The following is a 20087-nucleotide window of genomic DNA, read 5'->3' on the forward strand; positions in this document are numbered from 1 at the left end:
CCATTACAAAGCTCATTTCCCCATGTTAAAAACCCGAGTCATTACTGCCCTTGTTCTAATGGCGGTGTTACTGCCTGTTTTGTTCTTGCTTCCACCGATTTATATTGGCGGTCTTTTTTTGGTGGCTATGCTTGCTGCTGCCTGGGAGTGGAGTCGCTTGCTTACGCCTGAGGCAGGGCGTGCAGCCTGGATATACGCTTTATTTTGCTTGGTGATTATTTTATTTCTACTAGGTATGCAAAATGCTTCCTGGCAATTTGCCCTATTACTTCTAGCGGTCATCTTTTGGTTCTTTGTCGCACCTTTTTTATTGGCAAAAGGCATGAATCTTTCCTTGCAAAAGCTGCGACCTTTTTATGTGGTGCTCGGTTTAATTATTCTGCCGGCTACTTGGTTCTCATTAGTGTTCTTGCGTGAACTGGGTCTCATCTTTTTGCTTACTAGCATGGCGTTTGTTTGGGTGGCAGATATCGGCGCTTACTTTGTTGGTAAAGCTTTTGGTAAACGTAAGCTAGCCGAACAAATAAGCCCAGGAAAATCGATTGAAGGTGCCATTGGTGGCTTGGTGCTTTGTTATGTTTACGCGTTCTTATGTGTTTACTTTTTGCCTTTTGAGTCCACTTTGTTCGGTGCATGGGCCATTCGTTTTGGTTGGGTTCCATTGTTCCTGATGGTGACGGTACTAACTGCTTTCAGTATTTTTGGGGACTTGTTTGAGTCACAGTTAAAGCGTTTAGCTGGAGTGAAAGATTCCAGTCATTTATTACCAGGCCATGGGGGAGTATTGGATCGAGTGGATGCATTAATTCCGACTATGCCAATCGCAGCGCTTTTGGCAGGATTGGTGTGATGCCAGTAAAGCAGGTTGCCATCTTAGGTTCAACGGGATCTATTGGCGTCAATACGCTAGATGTTATTCGTGCTCACCCAGATCGTTTTAATGTAGTTGCGCTGACTGCAGCAAAACAAGTGGATTTACTTGCGCAGCAATGTGCAGAATTTAAGCCGGCTATTGCCGTAGTGGCGGATGCAGATGGTGCAGCTCGCTTAAGCAAACTCTTGCTTGAAAAGCAAATTAATACTCAAGTACTTTATGGGCCACAAGCGTTAGTGAGTGCCGTTACTGAATCCAATTGCGATACTGTGATGGCAGCTATTGTGGGTGCGGCAGGATTAGTACCTGCATTGGCTGCAGCAAAAGCGGGCAAAAGAGTGCTGTTGGCTAACAAAGAGGCCTTGGTGATGTCTGGCGATATATTCATGCAGGCCATGAAACAGAGTGGCGGTGAGCTACTCCCTATCGATAGCGAACATAACGCCATCTTTCAATGCTTACCCGCTCAGTTTTCTAAAAATCCTCATCCTGCATTAGGGGTAGAGGAGTTATGGTTGACTGCTTCAGGCGGGCCATTTAGAAATACCCCACTCGATGAGCTCGCAAACATTACTCCCGAGCAAGCTTGCGCGCATCCCAATTGGGTGATGGGTAGAAAAATTTCTGTGGATTCTGCGACGATGATGAACAAAGGTCTTGAGGTTATCGAGGCATTTTGGTTGTTTGGCTTGCCTTTGGAGAAAATTAAAGTATTAATTCATCCGCAAAGCGTAGTGCACTCAATGGTTCGTTATCGCGATGGTTCAGTATTGGCTCAATTAGGTCAGCCAGATATGCGTACCCCTATCGCTTATGGTCTTGCATGGCCAGAGCGCATTCATGCGGGAGTGGCGCCTCTGAGTTTGACGCAACTAGCATCATTAAGTTTTTCTGAGCCCGAACTAGAGCGCTTTCCTTGCCTTTCATTGGCGTTTGCAGCAGCTAAAAAAGGCGGCACTGCGCCGGCAGTGCTTAACGCCGCCAATGAAGTTGCTGTTGCCGCTTTTCTGGATGACGGTTTGCCGTATCTACAAATTCCAATTGTGGTGGAGAAAGTGTTGAGTTCTATCCCCTCGGTTAATGCAGATTCACTGGAATTAATCTTAGACGTGGACGCGCGCGCTCGACACGCTGCGAAAGAAGTGGCAAAGGATATTCTTTGCAGGCATTAATTACTCTTGCTGCATTTTTGCTGACCTTAGGAGTATTAGTCAGCTTTCATGAGTTTGGCCATTTTTTAGCAGCTCGCTGTTGCGGGGTGCGCGTACTCCGCTTCGCAATTGGATTTGGTAAGCCGTTGTTTACTTATCATGCAAAAAATAAAACAGAGTGGGTATTGGCTTCCATCCCATTGGGTGGCTATGTGAAGTTGCTTAATGGTCGGGATTCTCAGCAAGTCATTACGCCAACTGAAGAGTTCCAGTCTTTTGATCGCAAGCCACTTTGGCAACGCTCCATGATCGTGGCTGCAGGTCCATTTGCCAATTTTTTCCTGGCAATCCTCTTTTTTGCCCTAATTTATATATCTGGCGCCCCTCAATTGCCGGCAGTTCTGCAAAGCCCTCCTGAGAATTCTGTTGCAGCCAAGCTCGGGTTGACAGCTGGGGATCGGGTTATTGGATGGCAGGATTTAGGCTCTAGTCAGGATAACGTGCCCCTTTTTGGTGATTTTGAACCTGTTCGTAGTTGGAATGCATTGCGTTGGAGTTTGATGGATGCACTTACTGGGGAAAATGGATTCACTTTGGAGCTTCAAACCCCTGAGGGAGGTAGCTCGGTAAAAACCTTTTATGCCAAAGATTTGCCCAAAATCACCCCCGATAAGGATCCAATGCTGGCTTTGGGAATTCTGCCGTTAGTAACGCCCTTGACCCAGTGGCAGGATCTGAAATTGGGGCCGATGGATGCGCTCATCTTTGCATCTGAGAGGGTGTGGGTCATTACCAAGGTATCTACAAGGCTAATGGCTGGATTATTTACTGGAAATACCTCCTTAAAACAGCTGGGTGGACCAATTAGCATTGCAGATATGGCTGGTAAATCAGCTCAGGTGGGATGGCAGCCATTTTTAGCCTTTTTAGCACTTATGAGTATTAGCATTGGTTTGCTCAATTTGCTGCCTTTTCCGATGCTTGATGGGGGTCAGCTACTGTATGATGCATGGGAGTTGGTTGCCGGTAAGCGGATTTCGACATCAATGCAAGAACAGCTCCAAAAAGTGGGCTTTATTTTGCTGATTTCTATGTCATTGCTGGCCTTGTTTAACGATTTACAACGCTACATTTCGCCTTGAATTCTCTGACACATTCTTTCCGTATTTTTGCTCGTTTCATTGCCCAAATCTTGGTATTTTCTGTGCTCGGATTGAGTTTAGGCGCATCTGCAGCTGATTCTTTTGTGGTGAAAGATATTCGTGTTGAAGGTTTGCAGCGCGTCGAGCCGGGAACGGTATTTAGCTATTTACCCGTTCAAGTAGGTGAAACCTTTACAGAAGAGAAGGGTGCTGAATCTATTAAAGCGCTCTACAGCACTGGGTTTTTTAGGGATGTTCAAATTCAGGCGCAAGGCAATCTTCTGATCGTTATCGTTGAAGAGCGACCAACAATTTCCCGCATTGAATTTACTGGCATGAAAGAGTTCGATCCTGAGCTCGTACGCAAATCTTTAAAAACAGTGGGCGTAGCCGAAGCGCGTTTTTACGATAAAGCGTTGATCGATAAAGCTGAACAAGAATTAAAGCGCCAATACGTTGGTAAAGGTTTGTATGCATCGGAGATCGTTGCTACTGTTACTCCTGTTGAGCGCAATCAAGTGGCCGTTTACTTCAACGTCGATGAAGGGCCTGTAGCGAAAATTCAAGAAATTAACTTCATTGGTAATGAAGTATTTAGCGAAAGCACTTTAAAAAGTGAGATGCAGTTAAAAACTGGTGGATGGTTATCTTGGTACAGTAAAGATAATCTCTATTCCAAGCAAAAACTGACTGCGGACTTGGAAGCTATTCGCTCGTACTATCTTAATCGTGGTTATCTTGAGTTTGTGATTGAGTCTACTCAGGCTTCAATTACGCCAGATAAAAAAGGCATCTATCTCACGATAAGTATTCGCGAGGGTAAGAAATTTACCGTAAAGGATGTTCGTTTGGCTGGAGATACTCTAGGCAAAGAGTCTGAATTAATGCAGTTGGTTCGATTAAAGCCAGGCGATACTTTTTCTTCTGCACGCTTGACTGAGAGTACCAAGGCGATTGCAGAAATCTTGGGCTCCTATGGTTATGCTTTTGCAAACATTAATCCGCAACCTGATATTCGTCGCGATGTAGCAGAGGTGGATATCACATTAGTAGTTGATCCAGGTCGCCGTATTTATGTGCGTCAAGTAGCCATTTCTGGAAATGCTAAAACTCGCGATATGGTTATTCGTCGCGAAATGCGTCAGTTTGAGAGTTCTTGGTTTGATAGTGACAAAGTCGAGCTTTCCAAAAAGCGCCTTGGACGCTTAGGCTACTTTACTGAGACCGATATCACCACGGAAGATGTACCTGGTTCGCCAGATCAAGTGGATGTCAACGTAAAAGTTACAGAAAAACCTACTGGCGCGATTACGCTTGGTGCAGGCTTTTCTTCAACAGAGAAATTGATTTTATCTGCCGGTATCAATCAAGATAACGCCTTCGGTACTGGTACGTCAGTTGGCTTGAATTTCTCCTTGGGTAAGATTAATCAAAGCTTAGCCCTATCCAACTACGACCCTTACTTTACTGAGGATGGCATTAGCCGCTATACCGATATTTTCTATCGATCATCAAAGCCGCTCTATTACGTTGGCGATCCTGATTATCAAATCAAGTCAGTTGGCTCCAACATTAAATTCGGTGTTCCTTACACAGAAGTCGATAGAGTCTTTTTTGGAACTGGAATTGAAGCGTTTCAAATCCAAACCACCATCAACACACCGCAGCCTTACTTAAATTACGCCCAGAGTTACGGTATTGCCGCCCCTGGTTATCCTGCTACCTTGACTACTTACAATGTGCCGCTGACTGTTGGTTGGGCGCGGGACGGACGAGATAGCACGCTTATTCCATCCACTGGTTCATTGGAGCAATTATCAGCAGAGGTTGGTACGCCGGTTGGTAATATGACTTTTTATCGTTTATTTGGACAGTACCAAAAATATCACTCGTTCTCAAAGGGCAATATCTTGTCCTTTAACGGTGAGGTTGGGTACGGAGAGCAGTACGGCAATAATCCCTTCCCGATTACGAAGAACTACTTCGTTGGTGGTATCGGCTCTGTCCGTGGCTACTCGCCAGGATCTTTAGGTCCACAGTATTACAACACGGCAATTGGCTCATATCAGCCAACTGGCGGGCAGTCCAAGATTGTGACTAACGTGGAATACACCTTCCCAGTTCCAGGCTCAGGCGTTGATAAAACACTTCGCTTATTTACCTTTGTTGACGGTGGTAATGCCTTCGGGGAGAATATCAATTTAGTCTTAAATTACTCATACGGAATGGGTTTATCATGGATATCACCGCTAGGTCCGCTGAAATTTAGCTACGGTATTCCTTACAAGCCTTACCCATCCGCCAATGTTCAGCGTTTGCAGTTCCAGGTAGGTACTGCGTTTTAATTGTTTAAGGAAAGTTTTATGAAGCTTCATCAATCTTTTAAATGGATTCAAATTAGCGTAGTTGCTGCAATAGCAACTATTGCAGCTCCTCAGGTTTTTGCTCAAGATGCGGGAACACGTGTTGCAGTTGTGAACTCAGAAAAAGTATTTAACGAGTCTAACTTAGCCAAAGCAATGCAAACACGTTTGCAAAACGAATTTACTAAACGTCAAAATGATTTGCGTGATAGCGCTCAAAAAATTAAGTCTGCTGCCGAGAAGCTTGATCGTGATGCTGCAGTAATGAATGAAGCTGAGCGTGTTCGTCGTCAGCGTGAGTTGGCTGATCAAGATCGCGAATTACAACGCAAGCAACGTGAATTTACCGAAGATTTGAACCAGCGCACTTTTGAAGAGCGCGCGAAGATTGCTGAAAAAGCGAACTTGGTATTAAAGCAAATTGCTGAACAAAGAAAAATTGACCTCATCGTTCAAGAAGCAGCTTATGCCAGCCCTAAGGCTGATGTAACCGATGACGTTATCAAGGCTTTAAATAGCCAGAAATAAGTTTTATGCCGACCGCCATTGAGCTGGCCGAACAGTTTCAAGCAAGCTTGGTGGGCGAAGCTTCCCACACATTTGCTGGCCTCGCTCCTTTGGAGCGAGCGCAGTCGGATCAAATATCCTTTCTTTCCAATCCGCTTTATAGGCAACAGGCTAGTGATAGTGCTGCAGGCGCATTGATTGTTAGTCAGTCTGATTTAGAGTTCTTGCAGGCTAATCCCAGCGCAAATTCTGCTAAGCGGGTCTACTTTGTCTCCAAAAATCCATACGCAACTTTTGCCAGAATGGCTCAGCACTTTGCAAAAGCAAGTAGTCCAGTTCATGCGCCCGGAATTCATCCAAGCGCAGTGATCGATGCTACCGCCATCGTTCCATCCTCTTGTCATATAGGCCCATTTGTGCAAATTGGTGCGGGTGTAAAGCTCGGTGAGCGCGTTGCTATTTTAGGAAACACCAGTATTGCAAAAGATAGTGTGATTGCAGGCGATACGCTGATCTACCCATCCGTTTCCATTTATTACAGCACTCAAATTGGTGAGCGCTGCATTATTCATAGCGGCGCAGTGATCGGCGCAGATGGTTTTGGTTTTGCGCCTGATTTTTCCGCTACTGGTGGTGAGTGGGTCAAGATTCCGCAAACGGGTAGAGTGGTCATTGGTGATGATGTAGAAATTGGCGCTTCGACAACGATTGATCGTGGCGCAATGAGTGACACCAGTATTGGCGCTGGAACGAAAATTGATAACCAAGTGCAAATTGCACATAATGTGGTGATTGGGAGTTGCTGTGTGGTAGCAGGTTGCGCTGCAATTTCTGGCAGTACCAAGATTGGTAATTTCTGCATCATCGGAGGCGCAGCTAACTTTGCAGGTCATCTGACTATTGCTGATAGAACAACGGTTTCTGGAAATACTTCCATTATTCGCTCCATCTCAGAGCCGGGTCAGCATTTCACGGGTGTATATCCATCAATGCTGCATAGTGCTTGGGAGAAAAATGCTGCTATTTTGCGTGGCCTAGATAAAATACGTCAGCGCTTGCGCTTACTGGATAAAAACAAATCTACTGAGTCATAGGGCTCTGTAATCTAAAACCAATATTCACTTCTAAGCAGGTTATTTATGAGCACACCAATCGCAATTGATATCAACAAGATTCTTAAATTACTGCCGCATCGCTATCCATTTCTGCTGGTAGACCGCGTTCTAGAAATTACTCCACGTGAGACGATTACAGCATTAAAAAATGTGACTATGAATGAGCCATTTTTTCAGGGGCATTTCCCCGATTTTCCGGTAATGCCTGGGGTGCTGATCATTGAGGCATTAGCTCAGACGGCCGCTTTACTTACTTTCTCTGAAGAGCGTGCTGAGGATGCGATTTATTATTTCGCCGGTATCGATGGTGCGCGCTTTAAAAAGCCAGTATTGCCTGGTGATCAACTGATTATGACTGCCAAGTTAGAGCGTGGTCGTGCAGGTATTTATAAGTTTGCAGTACAGGCAACTGTTGATGGTGAAATTGCTGCAGAGGCCAACATCACTTGTGCGGTACGTACGAAAGGCGCGTAATGACTCGGATTCATGCATCTGCTGTAGTAGACAGTAAGGCTGAACTAGCTAGTGACGTTGAAATTGGCCCATATTCGGTTATTGGTCCGAACGTCAAAATCGGCGCTGGAACCAAGATTGGTTCTCATACTGTGATTGAGGGCCATACAACCATTGGCAAAGAGAATAATTTTGCACATTTTGCTGCTATTGGTGGCGCCCCACAGGATATGAAGTACCGCGGCGAGCCAACTCAATTATTTATTGGCGATCGCAATACCATCCGCGAATTCACGACGATTCATACAGGTACATCGCAAGATGTCGGCATTACTCGGATTGGTAATGACAACTGGATCATGGCCTATGTTCACATTGCCCATGATTGTCAGGTTGGTAATCACACCATTTTCTCAAGCAATGCACAGATTGCTGGCCATGTTCAGGTTGAGGATTGGGCCATCATGGGTGGCATGTCTGGTGTTCATCAATTTGTTCGCATCGGTCAACACGCCATGTTAGGTGGCGCATCTGCCTTAGTGCAAGATATTCCGCCATTTGTTATTGCTGCTGGTGATAAAGCTTCCCCGCATGGAATTAATGTAGAAGGTCTTAAGCGACGCGGTTTCTCAAGCGAGACGATTTCTGCTTTGCGTCAGGCGTATAAAGTTTTATACAAAGATGGCCTCAGTTTTGAGGATGCCAAAGTAGAGATCCAGAAGATGGTGGTTGCGTCTGCCGCAGATGCTGCTACTGCTGAAAAGCTTGCGCAGTTCCATGATTTTATTGCCGCCTCAACGCGCGGCATTATCCGTTAACGGAATTGCCTTGCCAAAGTTAGCTTGTGTAGCTGGAGAACCCTCTGGTGACTTATTGGCTGCGCCAGTTCTGGGCGCGCTAAATCAAATACCGGATATGGCCGGGCTTGAGGTGTATGGCATTGGCGGTCCACGCATGCAGGCTGAAGGTATGCGCTCTGATTGGCCCATGGAAACTTTGAGTGTGCGTGGTTATGTGGAGGCCATAAAACAGCTTCCAGCGATTCTGAAGTTGCGTAAAGAGCTTATTCAAAATCTCCTTCATGAAGGCCGACCTGATGTCTATCTGGGTGTTGATGCACCTGACTTTAATTTGGGTGTTGAATTAGAGTTACGTAACGCAGGTATTCCGACTTTGCATTTAGTCTCACCCTCAATTTGGGCATGGCGCGCAGGGCGCATTAAGAAGATTTCCCAAGCAGTAGAGCGCATGCTCTGCATCTTCCCCTTTGAAACCGAAATCTATGACAAGGCTGGTGTTGCTTCTACCTATGTAGGACATCCATTGGCTAGTGAGATTCCGCTTGAGCCAAATACCTATCAAGCTAGAGAAAAATTAAGTCAGCATCTAAAAATGTCTGCTGCATCTTTGGATGGATTGGTAGTGGCGGTCTTACCTGGCAGTCGTGGCTCCGAGATTGAACTCATTGCCCCAGTCTTTTTTGAAACCATGCAGCTTCTATCTGAGAGATTAAAAGGTCAGAAGCTCCATTTTTTAATTCCGGTGGCAACCCCGCGATTACGTGAACCCCTTGAGCAACTATTACTCAAGGCTAAGAACATAAATCCAGAGATACAAATTCATTTGCTAGATGGTATGGCTGATGAAGTGCTTGAAGCAGCTGATGTTGTTCTTATTGCTAGCGGCACTGCAACTTTACAAGCAGCTTTATGGAAAAAGCCCATGGTGATTTCTTATAAGGTGCCTTGGTTGACAGCACAGATCATGAAGCGTCAGGGTTACTTACCTTATGTTGGCTTACCAAATATATTGTGCGGCGAGTTTGTTGTTCCCGAGCTGCTTCAGAATGATGCCACCCCTGAGAAGCTCGCTAATGCATTGCAAGAATGGCTAGACCATCCAGCTAAGGTTACTAAACTCAAAGAGCGTTTTGCGCAGATGCATGAAACTCTGCGTCGTCCTACTGGTTTATTGGTTGCGCAAGCAGTAGCACAAACGATTGCTAATCAACGCAAGAACAAAAGCAGCGTATGAACCACATCTGGGTCTGTGGAGTGGATGAGGCGGGGCGTGGCCCACTGGTTGGTGCAGTGGTGGCTGGTGCAGTAGTACTGGACCCCAATAATCCTATTGAGGGTCTGAAAGATTCCAAGAAGTTAACTGCTGCTCGCCGTGAATATCTCTATGAGCAGATCATGGAAAAGGCAAAAGCCTGGGGTGTAGGTGAAGCCAGTCCAGCAGAAATTGATGAGATCAATATTTTGCAGGCCACTATGTTGGCAATGCGTCGTGCTATTGAAGATCTCACTACTCGCTTAGGCACATGGCCTGATAAAGCTTTAATTGATGGTAATCGTTGTCCTGAGTTACCGATTGCTGCAGAAGCAATTATTAAAGGTGATGCTAAAGAGCCCGCAATTTCTGCTGCATCCATAATTGCTAAAGTAACTCGTGACCACCAAATGATGTCACTACATGAACGTCATCCTGAATATGGCTTTGCCCAGCACATGGGTTATCCGACTGAAGCCCATTTTGCGGCACTTCAACAATATGGCGCTTGCGATCAACATCGACGGAGCTTTTCACCGGTGCGTAAAGTGCTTGAGTCAAATACTAAATAAGTTATGAACTTTGATCTGATCACCTCTAAAGAAAATCCGCTGTTTAAGGAGATTCGCAATCTACAAGCCACAGGTGCTAAGGGGCAGAAGGCTAGGTTAGCGAGTGGACAGGCTTTGTTGGAAGGTATTCACCTTGTGCAGACTTGGGTAGGCGATCCTGCCTTAAAAATTCTACTGACTTCAGAGATTGGTTTGAAGAATGTAGAAATCTCCCAAGCCGTCTATGAGCACCTAGAAATTTGTCCTGAGACTAAAGTATTTCAGTTGGATAGTGCACTCTGGGATTTGCTGAGTGACTTAGTCAATGCTCCGCATCTTTCAGGTTTGCTAGATCTTCCTAAATCAACGATTACCCCACCGCAATCCATTGCAACCCTGGAAGGAGATGTGGTGATCTTGGACAGAGTGCAAGATGCAGGCAACGTTGGCTCCATCTTACGCACTGCGGCTGCGGCAGGCTTTACACAAGTGATTGCTTTATCAGGCTGTGCTCATCTATGGTCTACCAAGGTATTGCGTGCTGGTATGGGCGCTCACAAACTACTAGATTTATATGAAGGCTGGTCTAACCAACAAGTGTTGAGTGCAGTCACTGCGCAGCTATTGGCAGCTACGGCAGAGGCCGAGCAGGATCTCTATTCCCTAAAGAAAGAGCTACTCCAACCAGTTGCTTGGGTCATGGGTAGCGAGGGGCAGGGAGTCTCTGACGACCTGCTCGCGCAAGCAAAAGGGATATCAATTCCAATTGATCCGCGAGTCGAATCACTTAATGTCTCCACAGCCGCAGCTATCTGTCTGTTCGAGACCCAGCGGGTAAGGCGCTTTTAAATCCCCGCTTTAAACAATCTAACCCAGAATCGTTCTATCTGACTTAATTGCTTGCAGTACTGTAGTGGCGATCTCTTCAATCGATTTACTGGTGGTGAGTACCCAAGGAATAGACTGCTTTTTCATCATCGCCGTTGCTTCGTTAATCTCATAACGACAGTTTTCTAGCTTGGCGTAATTGCTGCCAGGTCTGCGTTCATTCCGAATCTCTGACAAACGTTCCGCGTCAATCATGAGGCCAAAGATTTTCTGGCGGAAGGGAACTAGATCTTTGGGCAGTTGACCTCTTTCGAAGTCTTCCGGAATGAGGGGATAGTTGGCAGCCTTTAATCCGTATTGCATGGCGAGGTAAAGACTGGTGGGTGTCTTGCCCACCCGGGAGATACCAATCAAGATAACGTCTGCTTCTGCCAAGTTTTGATTGGACTGACCATCATCATGGGCTAAGGAGTAGTTAATAGCCTCAATCCGGTTCTTATAGGCCTCGGTATCCGCATTGTGGTGGAGACGATTCATGGCATGGGTGGATTTCATGCCTAGCGCTTCCTCGAGAGGGGCTACGAAGGTCTGGAACATATCCAGAATCAGACCATTAGCCTTCCCAACAATGGCATTCAACTCAGAGTTCACCAAAGTGGTGAAAACTATCGGCTGCACCCCATATTTACTAGCCGCCTGGTTGATGCTGCTCACAGCATCATGGGCCTTATCTACGCTATCTACAAATGGCACCCTAATGTGCTTAAAAGTAGCCTCAAATTGGGCCAAAATCGACTGGCTGAAGTTCTCGGCGGTAATACCGGTACCGTCAGAGACAATAAAAACAATACGGGTTTCGTTAGACATGGATTTGGCTCAAAAGTCAGGGTCAGCACTACAATAGAATCATATTAAAGCATGCCCTATTGAGGGTGGCCGCTACACCAGTTTCCTTATCCTTAGAGAGTATTTTATGTCCAACCAACAGCAACAAAATAGCAATATGGCCGATGCCTACGTTTTGCCTTTTGAGCAACTTCGCATGACTGATGTCGAATCAGTCGGCGGTAAAAATGCTTCATTAGGGGAGATGATTTCTCAGTTAGCCTCCACTGGAGTGCGCGTGCCAACAGGTTTTGCAACCACCTCATTAGCATTCCGAGATTTTCTAAGGCACAATAATCTCACCGAGCGTATTCAGCAACGTTTAGATGGTTTGAACATTGATGATGTCCGTGCATTGGCGCAAGCTGGCGCAGAAATTCGTAACTGGATCGAAACAGCACCATTCCAACCAAAGCTGGACGAAGAGATTCGTAAAGCATTTGCAGTCTTGGATGACTCTGGTAAAGGCTCATTTGCTGTTCGCTCCTCAGCTACTGCAGAAGACTTGCCAGACGCCTCTTTTGCTGGACAGCAAGAAACTTTCTTGAACGTCGAAGGTATTGATGATGTTCTAAAGAAGATTCGTGAAGTATTCGCTTCGCTGTATAACGACCGCGCTATTTCTTACCGCGTTCACAAGGGCTTTGCCCACGCTGAAGTGGCTTTATCTGCTGGTATTCAGCGCATGGTACGTTCTGACTTAGGTGCTGCTGGCGTGATGTTTACGCTTGATACGGAGTCCGGATTTGAAGATGTAGTGTTTATTACTTCAAGCTATGGCTTAGGCGAAACAGTAGTGCAGGGTGCAGTCAACCCAGACGAATTTTATGTCTTCAAAACTACTTTGGCGCAAGATAAGAAGGCTATTATTCGCCGCTCTTTGGGGTCTAAGTTAATTCAGATGCAATTTGCGCCAGCAGGCTCAGCCGAGAAGGTTGTGACTGTTGATGTCTCTCCAGAAAAGCGTAATCGCTTCTCCTTGGAAGATGCAGACATCACTGAGTTGGCTAAGTATGCAGTGATCATTGAGAAGCACTACGGTCGTCCAATGGATATCGAGTGGGGTAAAGATGGTCAAGATGGCCGTATTTATATTCTTCAGGCTCGTCCTGAGACTGTGAAGAGTCAAGCTGCCGGTCAAGTGGAGATGCGCTACAAGTTAAAAGGTAGCTCCAAGGTATTGGCAAAAGGTCGTGCGATCGGTCAAAAGATTGGTGCAGGTCCTGTCCGGATTATTCGTGATCCAAGCGAGATGGATCGTGTCCAGCCAGGCGATGTCTTGGTAGCCGATATGACTGACCCTAACTGGGAGCCAGTCATGAAGCGCGCTTCTGCAATTGTGACTAATCGCGGCGGTCGTACTTGTCACGCAGCAATTATTGCTCGTGAACTAGGCGTTCCTGCGGTGGTAGGTTGCGGTGATGCGACTGAGCATTTGCAAGACGGCATGATGGTGACCGTTTCTTGTGCCGAGGGTGACGAAGGTCATATCTATGACGGCTTGATCGAAACAGAAGTCACTGAAGTATCTCGCGGTGTATTGCCAGAGATTCCAGTGAAGATCACCATGAATATTGGTAACCCTCAATTAGCATTTGATTTCTGTCAAATTCCGAATGCAGGTGTTGGTTTGGCTCGCCTCGAGTTCATCATTAACAACTATATTGGTGTGCATCCACGTGCGGTATTGGAGTACCCAAATATTGATCCTGATCTCAAGCGTGCTGTAGAGAGTGTTGCTCGTGGCTACGCTAGCCCACGTCAGTTCTATGAAGATAAACTGGTTGAGGGTGTTGCAACGATTGCTGCTGCTTTCTATCCAAAGCCAGTTATCGTTCGCTTATCAGACTTTAAATCCAATGAATACAAGAAGTTGATTGGTGGATCACGTTACGAGCCGGATGAAGAGAATCCGATGTTAGGTTTCCGTGGCGCATCACGTTATGTGTCAGAAGATTTCGGCGAGGCATTTGCTCTTGAGTGCGCAGCAATGAAGCGTGTACGTGAAGACATGGGCCTAGATAACGTAGAAATCATGGTTCCGTTTGTACGTACTATCAATCAGGCTAAGCGTGTGATCGATATGATGGAGAAGTTTGGTCTGAAGCGTGGTGTGAATGGCCTGCGCCTCATCATGATGTGCGAGATTCCATCCAATGCGATTCTGGCCGATCAGTTCCTTGAGTACTTTGATGGTTTCTCAATCGGTTCAAATGATATGACTCAGCTAACCCTAGGCCTGGATCGTGACTCCGGTATGGAATTGCTAGCGATTGACTTTGACGAACGTGATCCAGCGGTAGAGTTCATGATTGCTCGCTCAATTGATGCTTGCCGCAAGCAAAACAAATATGTTGGTATTTGCGGTCAAGGCCCTTCAGATCATCCAGACTTTGCTCGTTGGTTGGTTGAGAAGGGGATTACCTCAATCTCGTTGAATCCAGATAGCGTAGTTGCTACCTGGGAGATGTTGGGTAAGAACTTAAAAGCCTAAACACTATCAGTACACGTAAAAAGCAGAAGGCCTAGATTTTTCTAGGCCTTTTTGTTTGTTGATATATCGTTCACGCCCGAGTTAGGTGACTTTCATTTTTTCTTGGCAACCACTTTCTTTGCAGCAACTTTCTTTACCACCTTCTTTGCAGGAGCAGCCTTGCTTATCCTTGCTCTCTTTAGAGCTCCCGCTTTGGATGGAGGGTGATTGATTGGAACAATCCCCATTTTTTTAGCGGGGGTAGAGATATCACTCGATTTATTAGCGCCGCTCCAGCTTGGTTCGGCTATAGAGTTAAAAGCCTCGCGCAACTTCTCGCCCCATGCCCGATGAATCATTGCGAAATAGGGATTTGCATCATCTAGGGTAACGAGCTTAGTTGCTTTCAGAGAGTTCTTTTCATATACCAACATATCCAAAGGTAGCCCCACTGAAATATTACTTTTCAGAGTGGAGTCCATGGAGATGAGGGCGCACTTAGTCGCCAGGTTGAGAGGCGTATTGAAATTGAGTACTCTGTCCAAGATTGGCTTGCCGTATTTGGATTCACCAATTTGGAAATAGCAAGTCTCTGGAGTAGCTTCAATAAAATTTCCTGCCGAGTAAACATTAAAAAGGCGAGGTTTTTCACCTTTGACTTGGCCGCCAAAAATCATATTGCAGTTAAATTCAAGGCCCGATTTTTCTAGTGCCGCATGATCGCGCTCATAAACTTGTTTAATAGCATTGCCTACAACAACAGCGGCTTCATATGAGTTATTGGCTGTCCAGAGATTCTTACCCTTAAAAAGCTGTCCTTGAAGCAGTATTTCTTTTACAGACTGGGTAATAGCGAGATTACCGGCGCTCATCAGAGTGAAGAAACGATCCCTGTTTTGAAACAAAGTCATTTTTCTAAAGGTGCCAATTTGGTCAACACCTGCATTGGTGCGGGTGTCTGATAAAAATACAAGGCCATCTTTAAGGCAAAGCCCGATGCAATACGTCATACCTAAATCCTCTTCATTATTTCTTGAGATTATCTCTTAAAAGACGGACAGACCTAGGCTAGCTGTTGAATGGAGATATTGGCGCTAAGTTCTTCGCCGCCACCACCAGTGCGAACACCCTTAACGGGGGCTGCAGAATAATAGTCGCGACCAATAGCCAGTCGGATATGACGAGAATCAATCAGGCAGGCATGGGTGATATCAACGCTCGTCCAAATACCTTTTTCAATGTCGCTGCAAAAGTCTATCCAAGCATGGCTAGCAAGGTTTGGAGACTCTTCTGCGAAGAAGTAGCCGCTGACATATCGAGCTGGAATACCTGAAGCACGGCATAGACTCAACATAATGTGGGCATGATCTTGGCAGACGCCAGATTTCATAGCAAAAGATTGTGCAGCAGTTGTTGCAAAGTTAGTCTGTCCTGGTGTGTACACAATCAAACCTTGAACAGCCTCGGCAAGTTTAAGCACTTGATCAACAGAATTTTTCTTTGGCAGGCTATAAGAAAAATATTCCAACATTTTTTCTGTTGGCTCAGTTAAGTTGGTTTGCTGTAAAAGGTAGTAGGGGGATACTGCCCTTGCATCGTCCACAAACTCAAAGGCATCTTGTGTGCGAACTTCGCCCTCCGCCTCTATCATCATCGAGGTATAGGGACTTTCTTGGACGAATACGTTGCATGTGTTTCCGAAAGTATCTATAGAGCTAGACGCTTTAATAGGCGTGCCGATCTTCCACTTATCAATCTGTTGACCTGCTACAGAAGGAGGAGTTAAGCGCAGTTCCTGAATGGAGTAACGCACAGGTGTTTCATAGCGATATTCAGTGCGGTGGCGAATTTTGAGATGCATATTTTTATCGTTTCTTAGGCAACAGCCAACGGTATGAGGTAGGCGCTACTGAACTCGTCAGCCACATGATTGATGCGCTCCAAGAAGCTTTCAATGAATTCCTCTAAACCTTGTTCAAATACCTCATCAATATCAGAGTAATCCAGGCTCGCCTTGAGCTTTCCGAGTAAGCGTTCAATTTCTTTGGATTGCTGATTCTTCATCTCAGAAATCAGGAGAATTAATTCATTGACACAACACACTAAGGAGCGTGGCATCTGCTTGTTGAAAATCAGTAATTGGGCGACTTGTTTGGGGGTTACCTGATCAGAATAGATTTGACGATAAATCTCAAATGCTGATACAGATCGAAGCAGGGCTGCCCAGTGATAGAAGTCAAAGAAGTTACCATCCGGTCCTTCTTCACTCCCTTTATTTGGGCGTAATACTTTGAGTGCTGCCTGGTCTTCGTATTTTGTTTCCAAAATACGAGCAGTATTATCGGCTCGCTCAAGCAGTGTTCCGACGTTAATAAAGTAGAAGGCTTCGTTCTTAAGCATGGTGCCATAAAGCACGCCTCTAAATAGATGGCAGCGGTGCTTTACCCACTCCAGGAGGCGGCTGGGATCTGCTTGATGCCTAGCCTCTAGAATGCGCTGTAACTCAAGCCAAGTAGTATTTTGCGTTTCCCAAACCTCGGAAGTAATCTTGCCGCGAATCACGCGAGCATTTTCACGCGCAGCATACAAGCAGGAAACAATGCTTGATGGATTGCTGGTTTCGTAGATCATGAAATCCAAGACATTCTCGCGATTGACCACATCATATTTGCTCAGGAAAGATTCTTCGAGTTTCGAAATCGTCAATAATTTTTTCCAGCTCTGCTCTAAAAACTCTGCAGGCTGAGGTAGTAGTGATGTTTGATGGTTTACATCGAGCATGCGGGCAGTATTTTCTGCGCGCTCGGTATAACGGGCCATCCAATAAAGACAATCAGCGGTACGACTTAACATGTGTTTCCTTATCCCTCTTACTCTTCCAAGACCCAGGTATCTTTAGTACCACCACCTTGGGAGGAGTTCACTACTAAAGAGCCTTCTTTGAGCGCGACCCTAGTGAGTCCGCCAGGAACCATCTTGATCGTTTTGCCTGAGAGAACGAAGGGCCTTAAATCGATATGTCTTGGCGCAACGCCTGACTCTACAAAAGTAGGACAGGTGGATAGGGCTAATGTTGGTTGAGCAATGTATTTATCTGGATTGGCAATGAGATGCTTTCTAAATTCTTCAATCTCTGCTTTGGTGGAGGCTGGACCAACCAACATGCCATAGCCACCAGCTCCATGGGTCAGTTTCACCACCAGCTTATCTAAGTTGGCTAAGGTGTAAGCTAAATCATCTGTCTTGCGACATTGGAATGTCGGTACGTTATTCAGAATCGGTTTCTCACCCAAGTAAAACTCAATCATCTCGGGGACATAGGGATAAATAGATTTGTCATCGGCAATGCCGGTACCTATTGCATTAGCTAATGTCACATTGCCGGCGCGGTGTGCAGATAAAAGTCCTGCAACACCCAGAGTGGAATCGGAGCGAAATGCTAATGGATCCAAGAAATCATCATCAACACGACGATAGATGACATCTACTCGCTCAGGTCCTTGAGTAGTGCGCATAAAGACTTGTTCATTTTTAACAAATAAGTCCTTACCCTCTACTAGCTCAACACCCATCTGCTGAGCAAGGTAGCTGTGCTCAAAGTAGGCAGAGTTATACATGCCTGGCGTGAGTACTACTACGTTCGGCTTTTTAACATCATCTGGTTTAACGGATTTAAGGCACTCCAGTAAAAGATCAGGGTAGTGCTCTACAGGCGCAATGCGATATTTCTGAAATAGATCCGGAAAGAGACGCATCATCATCTTGCGATCTTCAACCATGTAAGACACGCCAGAAGGAACGCGTAAGTTATCTTCTAGTACATAGAACTCGCCCTCACCAGCTCGAACGATATCAATCCCTGCAATTTGTGCATAGATGTCGCGTGGCACGCTGACATTACGCATCTCAGGACGATATTGGGCATTGTTATAAATCTGTTCAGCAGGAACGATGCCTGCTTTAATAATTTCTTCGTCGTGATACACGTCGTAGATGAAGCGGTTAAGTGCTTTCACGCGCTGACGTAATCCTGCTTCTAGCTGTTCCCATTCTTTTGCGGTAAAGATGCGCGGCACCTGATCAAAAGGAATTGTTCTTTCTGACCCCAAGTCATCTCCATAGACGGCGAAGGTGATGCCCACCCGCCTAAAAATGAGGTCGGCTTCAGCGCGTTTGAGCCCCATGAGGGTGTCACTTTGCTGTTTTAACCAGTTGTGAAAGATTTGGTAGTGGGGACGCGCTTTGCCTGCGGCGTCGAGCATTTCGTCAAAAGGCAATTTCATAGTTACAAAACTAATGCCTTTATAAAAGCGGGAATGAACGATTTGAAGCGGCTTGGTGCTGAATTGCACCATAAAAGTGCATAAATGCTCAGATATTCGCCCTAAGGGCAGTCTACCCTAGATTTTGGGGGGCTATGCGTTTAAATCGCCTCTAGCAATACGACCTTTTTGAACTTCCCATTCCCGTTCTTTGGTGGCCGCGCGTTTGTCATGCTGCTTTTTACCTCTTGCTAAGCCAATTTCGCATTTGACATTGCCTTTAGAGAAATGCAGGTTTAACGGTACTAAGGTGTAGCCCTTTTGCTCTACCTTCCCAATAAGCTTGCGGATCTCAATAGCATTCAGAAGAAGCTTTCTTGTACGGGTGTTATCCGGAAGGATATGGGTAGAGGCTGAGAGTAAAGGGGTGATGTGGCAGCCGATCAAAAATAGCTCCGCCTTGCGAATGACGACATACGCTTCTTTGATGTGCACGCGACCTGCGCGGATGGCTTTTACTTCCCAGCCTTCCAGCACAAGCCCTGCCTCGAAACGTTCCTCGATAAAATAATCGAAGAAGGCTTTTTTGTTATCGACGATACTCATATTTATTTAGCTCTCAAGAACGATTATGGCAGACGTCTACAAGACCGTTTTAATTGGCCAATCAGCCGACCGCATGTACGGCTTAGTGACTGATGTCGCCCGTTACCCTGAGTTCCTGCCTTGGTGTGGTGGGGTAGAAATTTTTGAGCAGACAGAGACCGTGCTTGACGCCAAAATCAACATCCATTTCAAGGGTATTAATCAGTACTTTCACACCCGGAATGTAAATCACCGTCCAGAAACGATTGATATGGTCTTTGTGGATGGCCCGTTTAAGCATTTTTCTGGTCAGTGGAACTTTATCCCCTTGCGAGAGGATGCCTGTAAGGTCGAGTTCAAGCTCCATTGGGAATTTAAGAGCGTCATCCTCGATAAGATCATTGGCCCAGTCTTCGGTCATATCGCTGGTACCTTTGTAGATTGTTTTGTGAAGCGTGCCGAGGACCTCTATGGCTGAGTACTCGCTCGAGCTGATTCTCTGTGACGCCAGACAAGGGGTGCCACAGCTGAGGCCCTTCAAGCTCCTTCTAGATGCTAATGAGCCGGCGACGGTTGGTTTAGCTCTGGTCAAGGCGGGTTTCGCAACTGGCCCAGATGACCCTGTTTTAGCCAGAAAAGGGTGCTTTGGGGTCTTTGGTAAACGCAAGGACTGGGATAGTCCGATTTATGCTGGAGATCGCTTAGAGCTTTATTCCCCGCTGCTAATCGACCCCAAGACTGTCCGGCGTAAAAAGGCCAATCAGAACCAGGATGCCAAATTCCAGGCGGCCGCAGCTAAAAGAAAGGCTAGGAGGCTATAATCTGTTTTTGCGACTAGGGGTTTTG

At 46.0% G+C, this 20087-nt stretch carries 20 protein-coding genes; 14 read left to right on the top strand and 6 right to left on the bottom strand.

What is annotated here, in order from left to right:
• The first annotated feature begins 22 nt into the window (after window positions 1–22).
• The 11 genes from AOC20_RS02645 to AOC20_RS02695 are packed head-to-tail and all read left to right on the top strand — an operon-like array spanning window position 23 to window position 11057.
• The gene (locus AOC20_RS02645) at window positions 23–850 is read left to right on the top strand and encodes a phosphatidate cytidylyltransferase (protein WP_215361220.1); all 828 of its coding nucleotides are present in this window, start codon (window positions 23–25) and stop codon (window positions 848–850) included.
• Window positions 850–2046: a 1-deoxy-D-xylulose-5-phosphate reductoisomerase gene (ispC, locus tag AOC20_RS02650; RefSeq protein WP_215361223.1), complete on the top strand. Its 1197-nt coding sequence runs from the start codon at window positions 850–852 to the stop codon at window positions 2044–2046. The genes AOC20_RS02645 and ispC overlap by 1 nt, the downstream gene beginning before the upstream one ends.
• Window positions 2034–3167 (top strand): M50 family metallopeptidase, encoded by a 1134-nt coding sequence (locus AOC20_RS02655; RefSeq protein WP_215361224.1) that lies wholly within the window; start codon window positions 2034–2036, stop codon window positions 3165–3167. The genes ispC and AOC20_RS02655 overlap by 13 nt, the downstream gene beginning before the upstream one ends.
• Window positions 3164–5512 carry an outer membrane protein assembly factor BamA gene (gene bamA / locus AOC20_RS02660; protein ID WP_215361226.1) on the top strand — a complete coding sequence of 783 codons (2349 nt, stop codon included), beginning with the start codon at window positions 3164–3166 and terminating at the stop codon, window positions 5510–5512. Before AOC20_RS02655 ends, bamA begins: the two co-directional genes overlap by 4 nt.
• Before the next feature lie 18 nt (window positions 5513–5530).
• On the top strand, window positions 5531–6058 hold the full coding sequence (locus tag AOC20_RS02665; RefSeq protein WP_215361228.1) for an OmpH/Skp family outer membrane protein: 528 nt from the start codon (window positions 5531–5533) through the stop codon (window positions 6056–6058).
• A gap of 5 nt (window positions 6059–6063) precedes the next feature.
• Window positions 6064–7131 carry a UDP-3-O-(3-hydroxymyristoyl)glucosamine N-acyltransferase gene (gene lpxD / locus AOC20_RS02670; RefSeq protein ID WP_215361230.1) on the top strand — a complete coding sequence of 356 codons (1068 nt, stop codon included), beginning with the start codon at window positions 6064–6066 and terminating at the stop codon, window positions 7129–7131.
• Between the two features lie 45 nt (window positions 7132–7176).
• A complete protein-coding gene (fabZ, locus tag AOC20_RS02675; RefSeq protein WP_215361232.1) occupies window positions 7177–7626 on the top strand; it encodes a 3-hydroxyacyl-ACP dehydratase FabZ in 450 nt (149 codons plus the stop codon).
• Window positions 7626–8423, top strand: a complete 798-nt coding sequence (gene lpxA, locus AOC20_RS02680) for an acyl-ACP--UDP-N-acetylglucosamine O-acyltransferase (protein ID WP_215361234.1) — start codon at window positions 7626–7628, stop codon at window positions 8421–8423. The genes fabZ and lpxA overlap by 1 nt, the downstream gene beginning before the upstream one ends.
• 4 nt (window positions 8424–8427) lie before the next feature.
• Complete coding sequence (gene lpxB / locus AOC20_RS02685; protein WP_433915469.1) at window positions 8428–9639, top strand: lipid-A-disaccharide synthase; 1212 nt, start codon at window positions 8428–8430, stop codon at window positions 9637–9639.
• Entirely contained in the window at window positions 9636–10229 is a 594-nt protein-coding gene (rnhB, locus tag AOC20_RS02690) for a ribonuclease HII (RefSeq protein WP_215361239.1), read from the top strand. The genes lpxB and rnhB overlap by 4 nt, the downstream gene beginning before the upstream one ends.
• Window positions 10230–10232: 3 nt before the next feature.
• Window positions 10233–11057: a TrmH family RNA methyltransferase gene (locus AOC20_RS02695; RefSeq protein ID WP_215361240.1), complete on the top strand. Its 825-nt coding sequence runs from the start codon at window positions 10233–10235 to the stop codon at window positions 11055–11057.
• An 18-nt stretch (window positions 11058–11075) separates the two neighbouring features.
• On the opposite strand, the gene ppsR is transcribed toward AOC20_RS02695, so the two are convergent.
• Complete coding sequence (gene ppsR, locus AOC20_RS02700; protein ID WP_215361242.1) at window positions 11076–11903, bottom strand: posphoenolpyruvate synthetase regulatory kinase/phosphorylase PpsR; 828 nt, start codon at window positions 11901–11903, stop codon at window positions 11076–11078.
• A gap of 106 nt (window positions 11904–12009) precedes the next feature.
• Here ppsR and ppsA point away from each other — a divergent pair, with 106 nt between their 5' ends.
• A complete protein-coding gene (gene ppsA / locus AOC20_RS02705) occupies window positions 12010–14415 on the top strand; it encodes a phosphoenolpyruvate synthase (protein WP_215361244.1) in 2406 nt (801 codons plus the stop codon).
• A 92-nt stretch (window positions 14416–14507) separates the two neighbouring features.
• Here ppsA and AOC20_RS02710 read toward each other — a convergent pair whose 3' ends face one another.
• From AOC20_RS02710 to smpB, 5 genes are all read right to left on the bottom strand, one after another.
• Window positions 14508–15404: a proteasome-type protease gene (locus AOC20_RS02710; RefSeq protein ID WP_251373139.1), complete on the bottom strand. Its 897-nt coding sequence runs from the start codon at window positions 15402–15404 to the stop codon at window positions 14508–14510.
• 53 nt (window positions 15405–15457) lie between these two features.
• Window positions 15458–16255, bottom strand: coding sequence for a transglutaminase family protein (locus tag AOC20_RS02715; protein ID WP_215361247.1), 798 nt, complete (start codon window positions 16253–16255; stop codon window positions 15458–15460).
• Window positions 16256–16269: 14 nt separating this feature from the next.
• The gene (locus tag AOC20_RS02720; protein WP_215361249.1) at window positions 16270–17247 is read right to left on the bottom strand and encodes an alpha-E domain-containing protein; all 978 of its coding nucleotides are present in this window, start codon (window positions 17245–17247) and stop codon (window positions 16270–16272) included.
• Between the two features lie 17 nt (window positions 17248–17264).
• The gene (locus AOC20_RS02725) at window positions 17265–18677 is read right to left on the bottom strand and encodes a circularly permuted type 2 ATP-grasp protein (RefSeq protein ID WP_215361251.1); all 1413 of its coding nucleotides are present in this window, start codon (window positions 18675–18677) and stop codon (window positions 17265–17267) included.
• A 132-nt stretch (window positions 18678–18809) separates the two neighbouring features.
• Window positions 18810–19262, bottom strand: a complete 453-nt coding sequence (gene smpB / locus AOC20_RS02730) for an SsrA-binding protein SmpB (RefSeq protein WP_215361253.1) — start codon at window positions 19260–19262, stop codon at window positions 18810–18812.
• Between the two features lie 25 nt (window positions 19263–19287).
• Between smpB and AOC20_RS02735 the strand changes: the two genes are divergently transcribed.
• Together AOC20_RS02735 and AOC20_RS02740 are read left to right on the top strand one after the other, a co-directional pair.
• On the top strand, window positions 19288–19719 hold the full coding sequence (locus tag AOC20_RS02735) for a type II toxin-antitoxin system RatA family toxin (RefSeq protein WP_215361255.1): 432 nt from the start codon (window positions 19288–19290) through the stop codon (window positions 19717–19719).
• The gene (locus AOC20_RS02740) at window positions 19712–20062 is read left to right on the top strand and encodes an RnfH family protein (protein WP_215361257.1); all 351 of its coding nucleotides are present in this window, start codon (window positions 19712–19714) and stop codon (window positions 20060–20062) included. Before AOC20_RS02735 ends, AOC20_RS02740 begins: the two co-directional genes overlap by 8 nt.
• Window positions 20063–20087 lie beyond the last annotated feature (25 nt).

The sequence above is a fragment of the Polynucleobacter ibericus genome (assembly GCF_018687955.1).
In the GTDB taxonomy this organism is placed as follows: Bacteria; Pseudomonadota; Gammaproteobacteria; order Burkholderiales; family Burkholderiaceae; genus Polynucleobacter; species Polynucleobacter ibericus.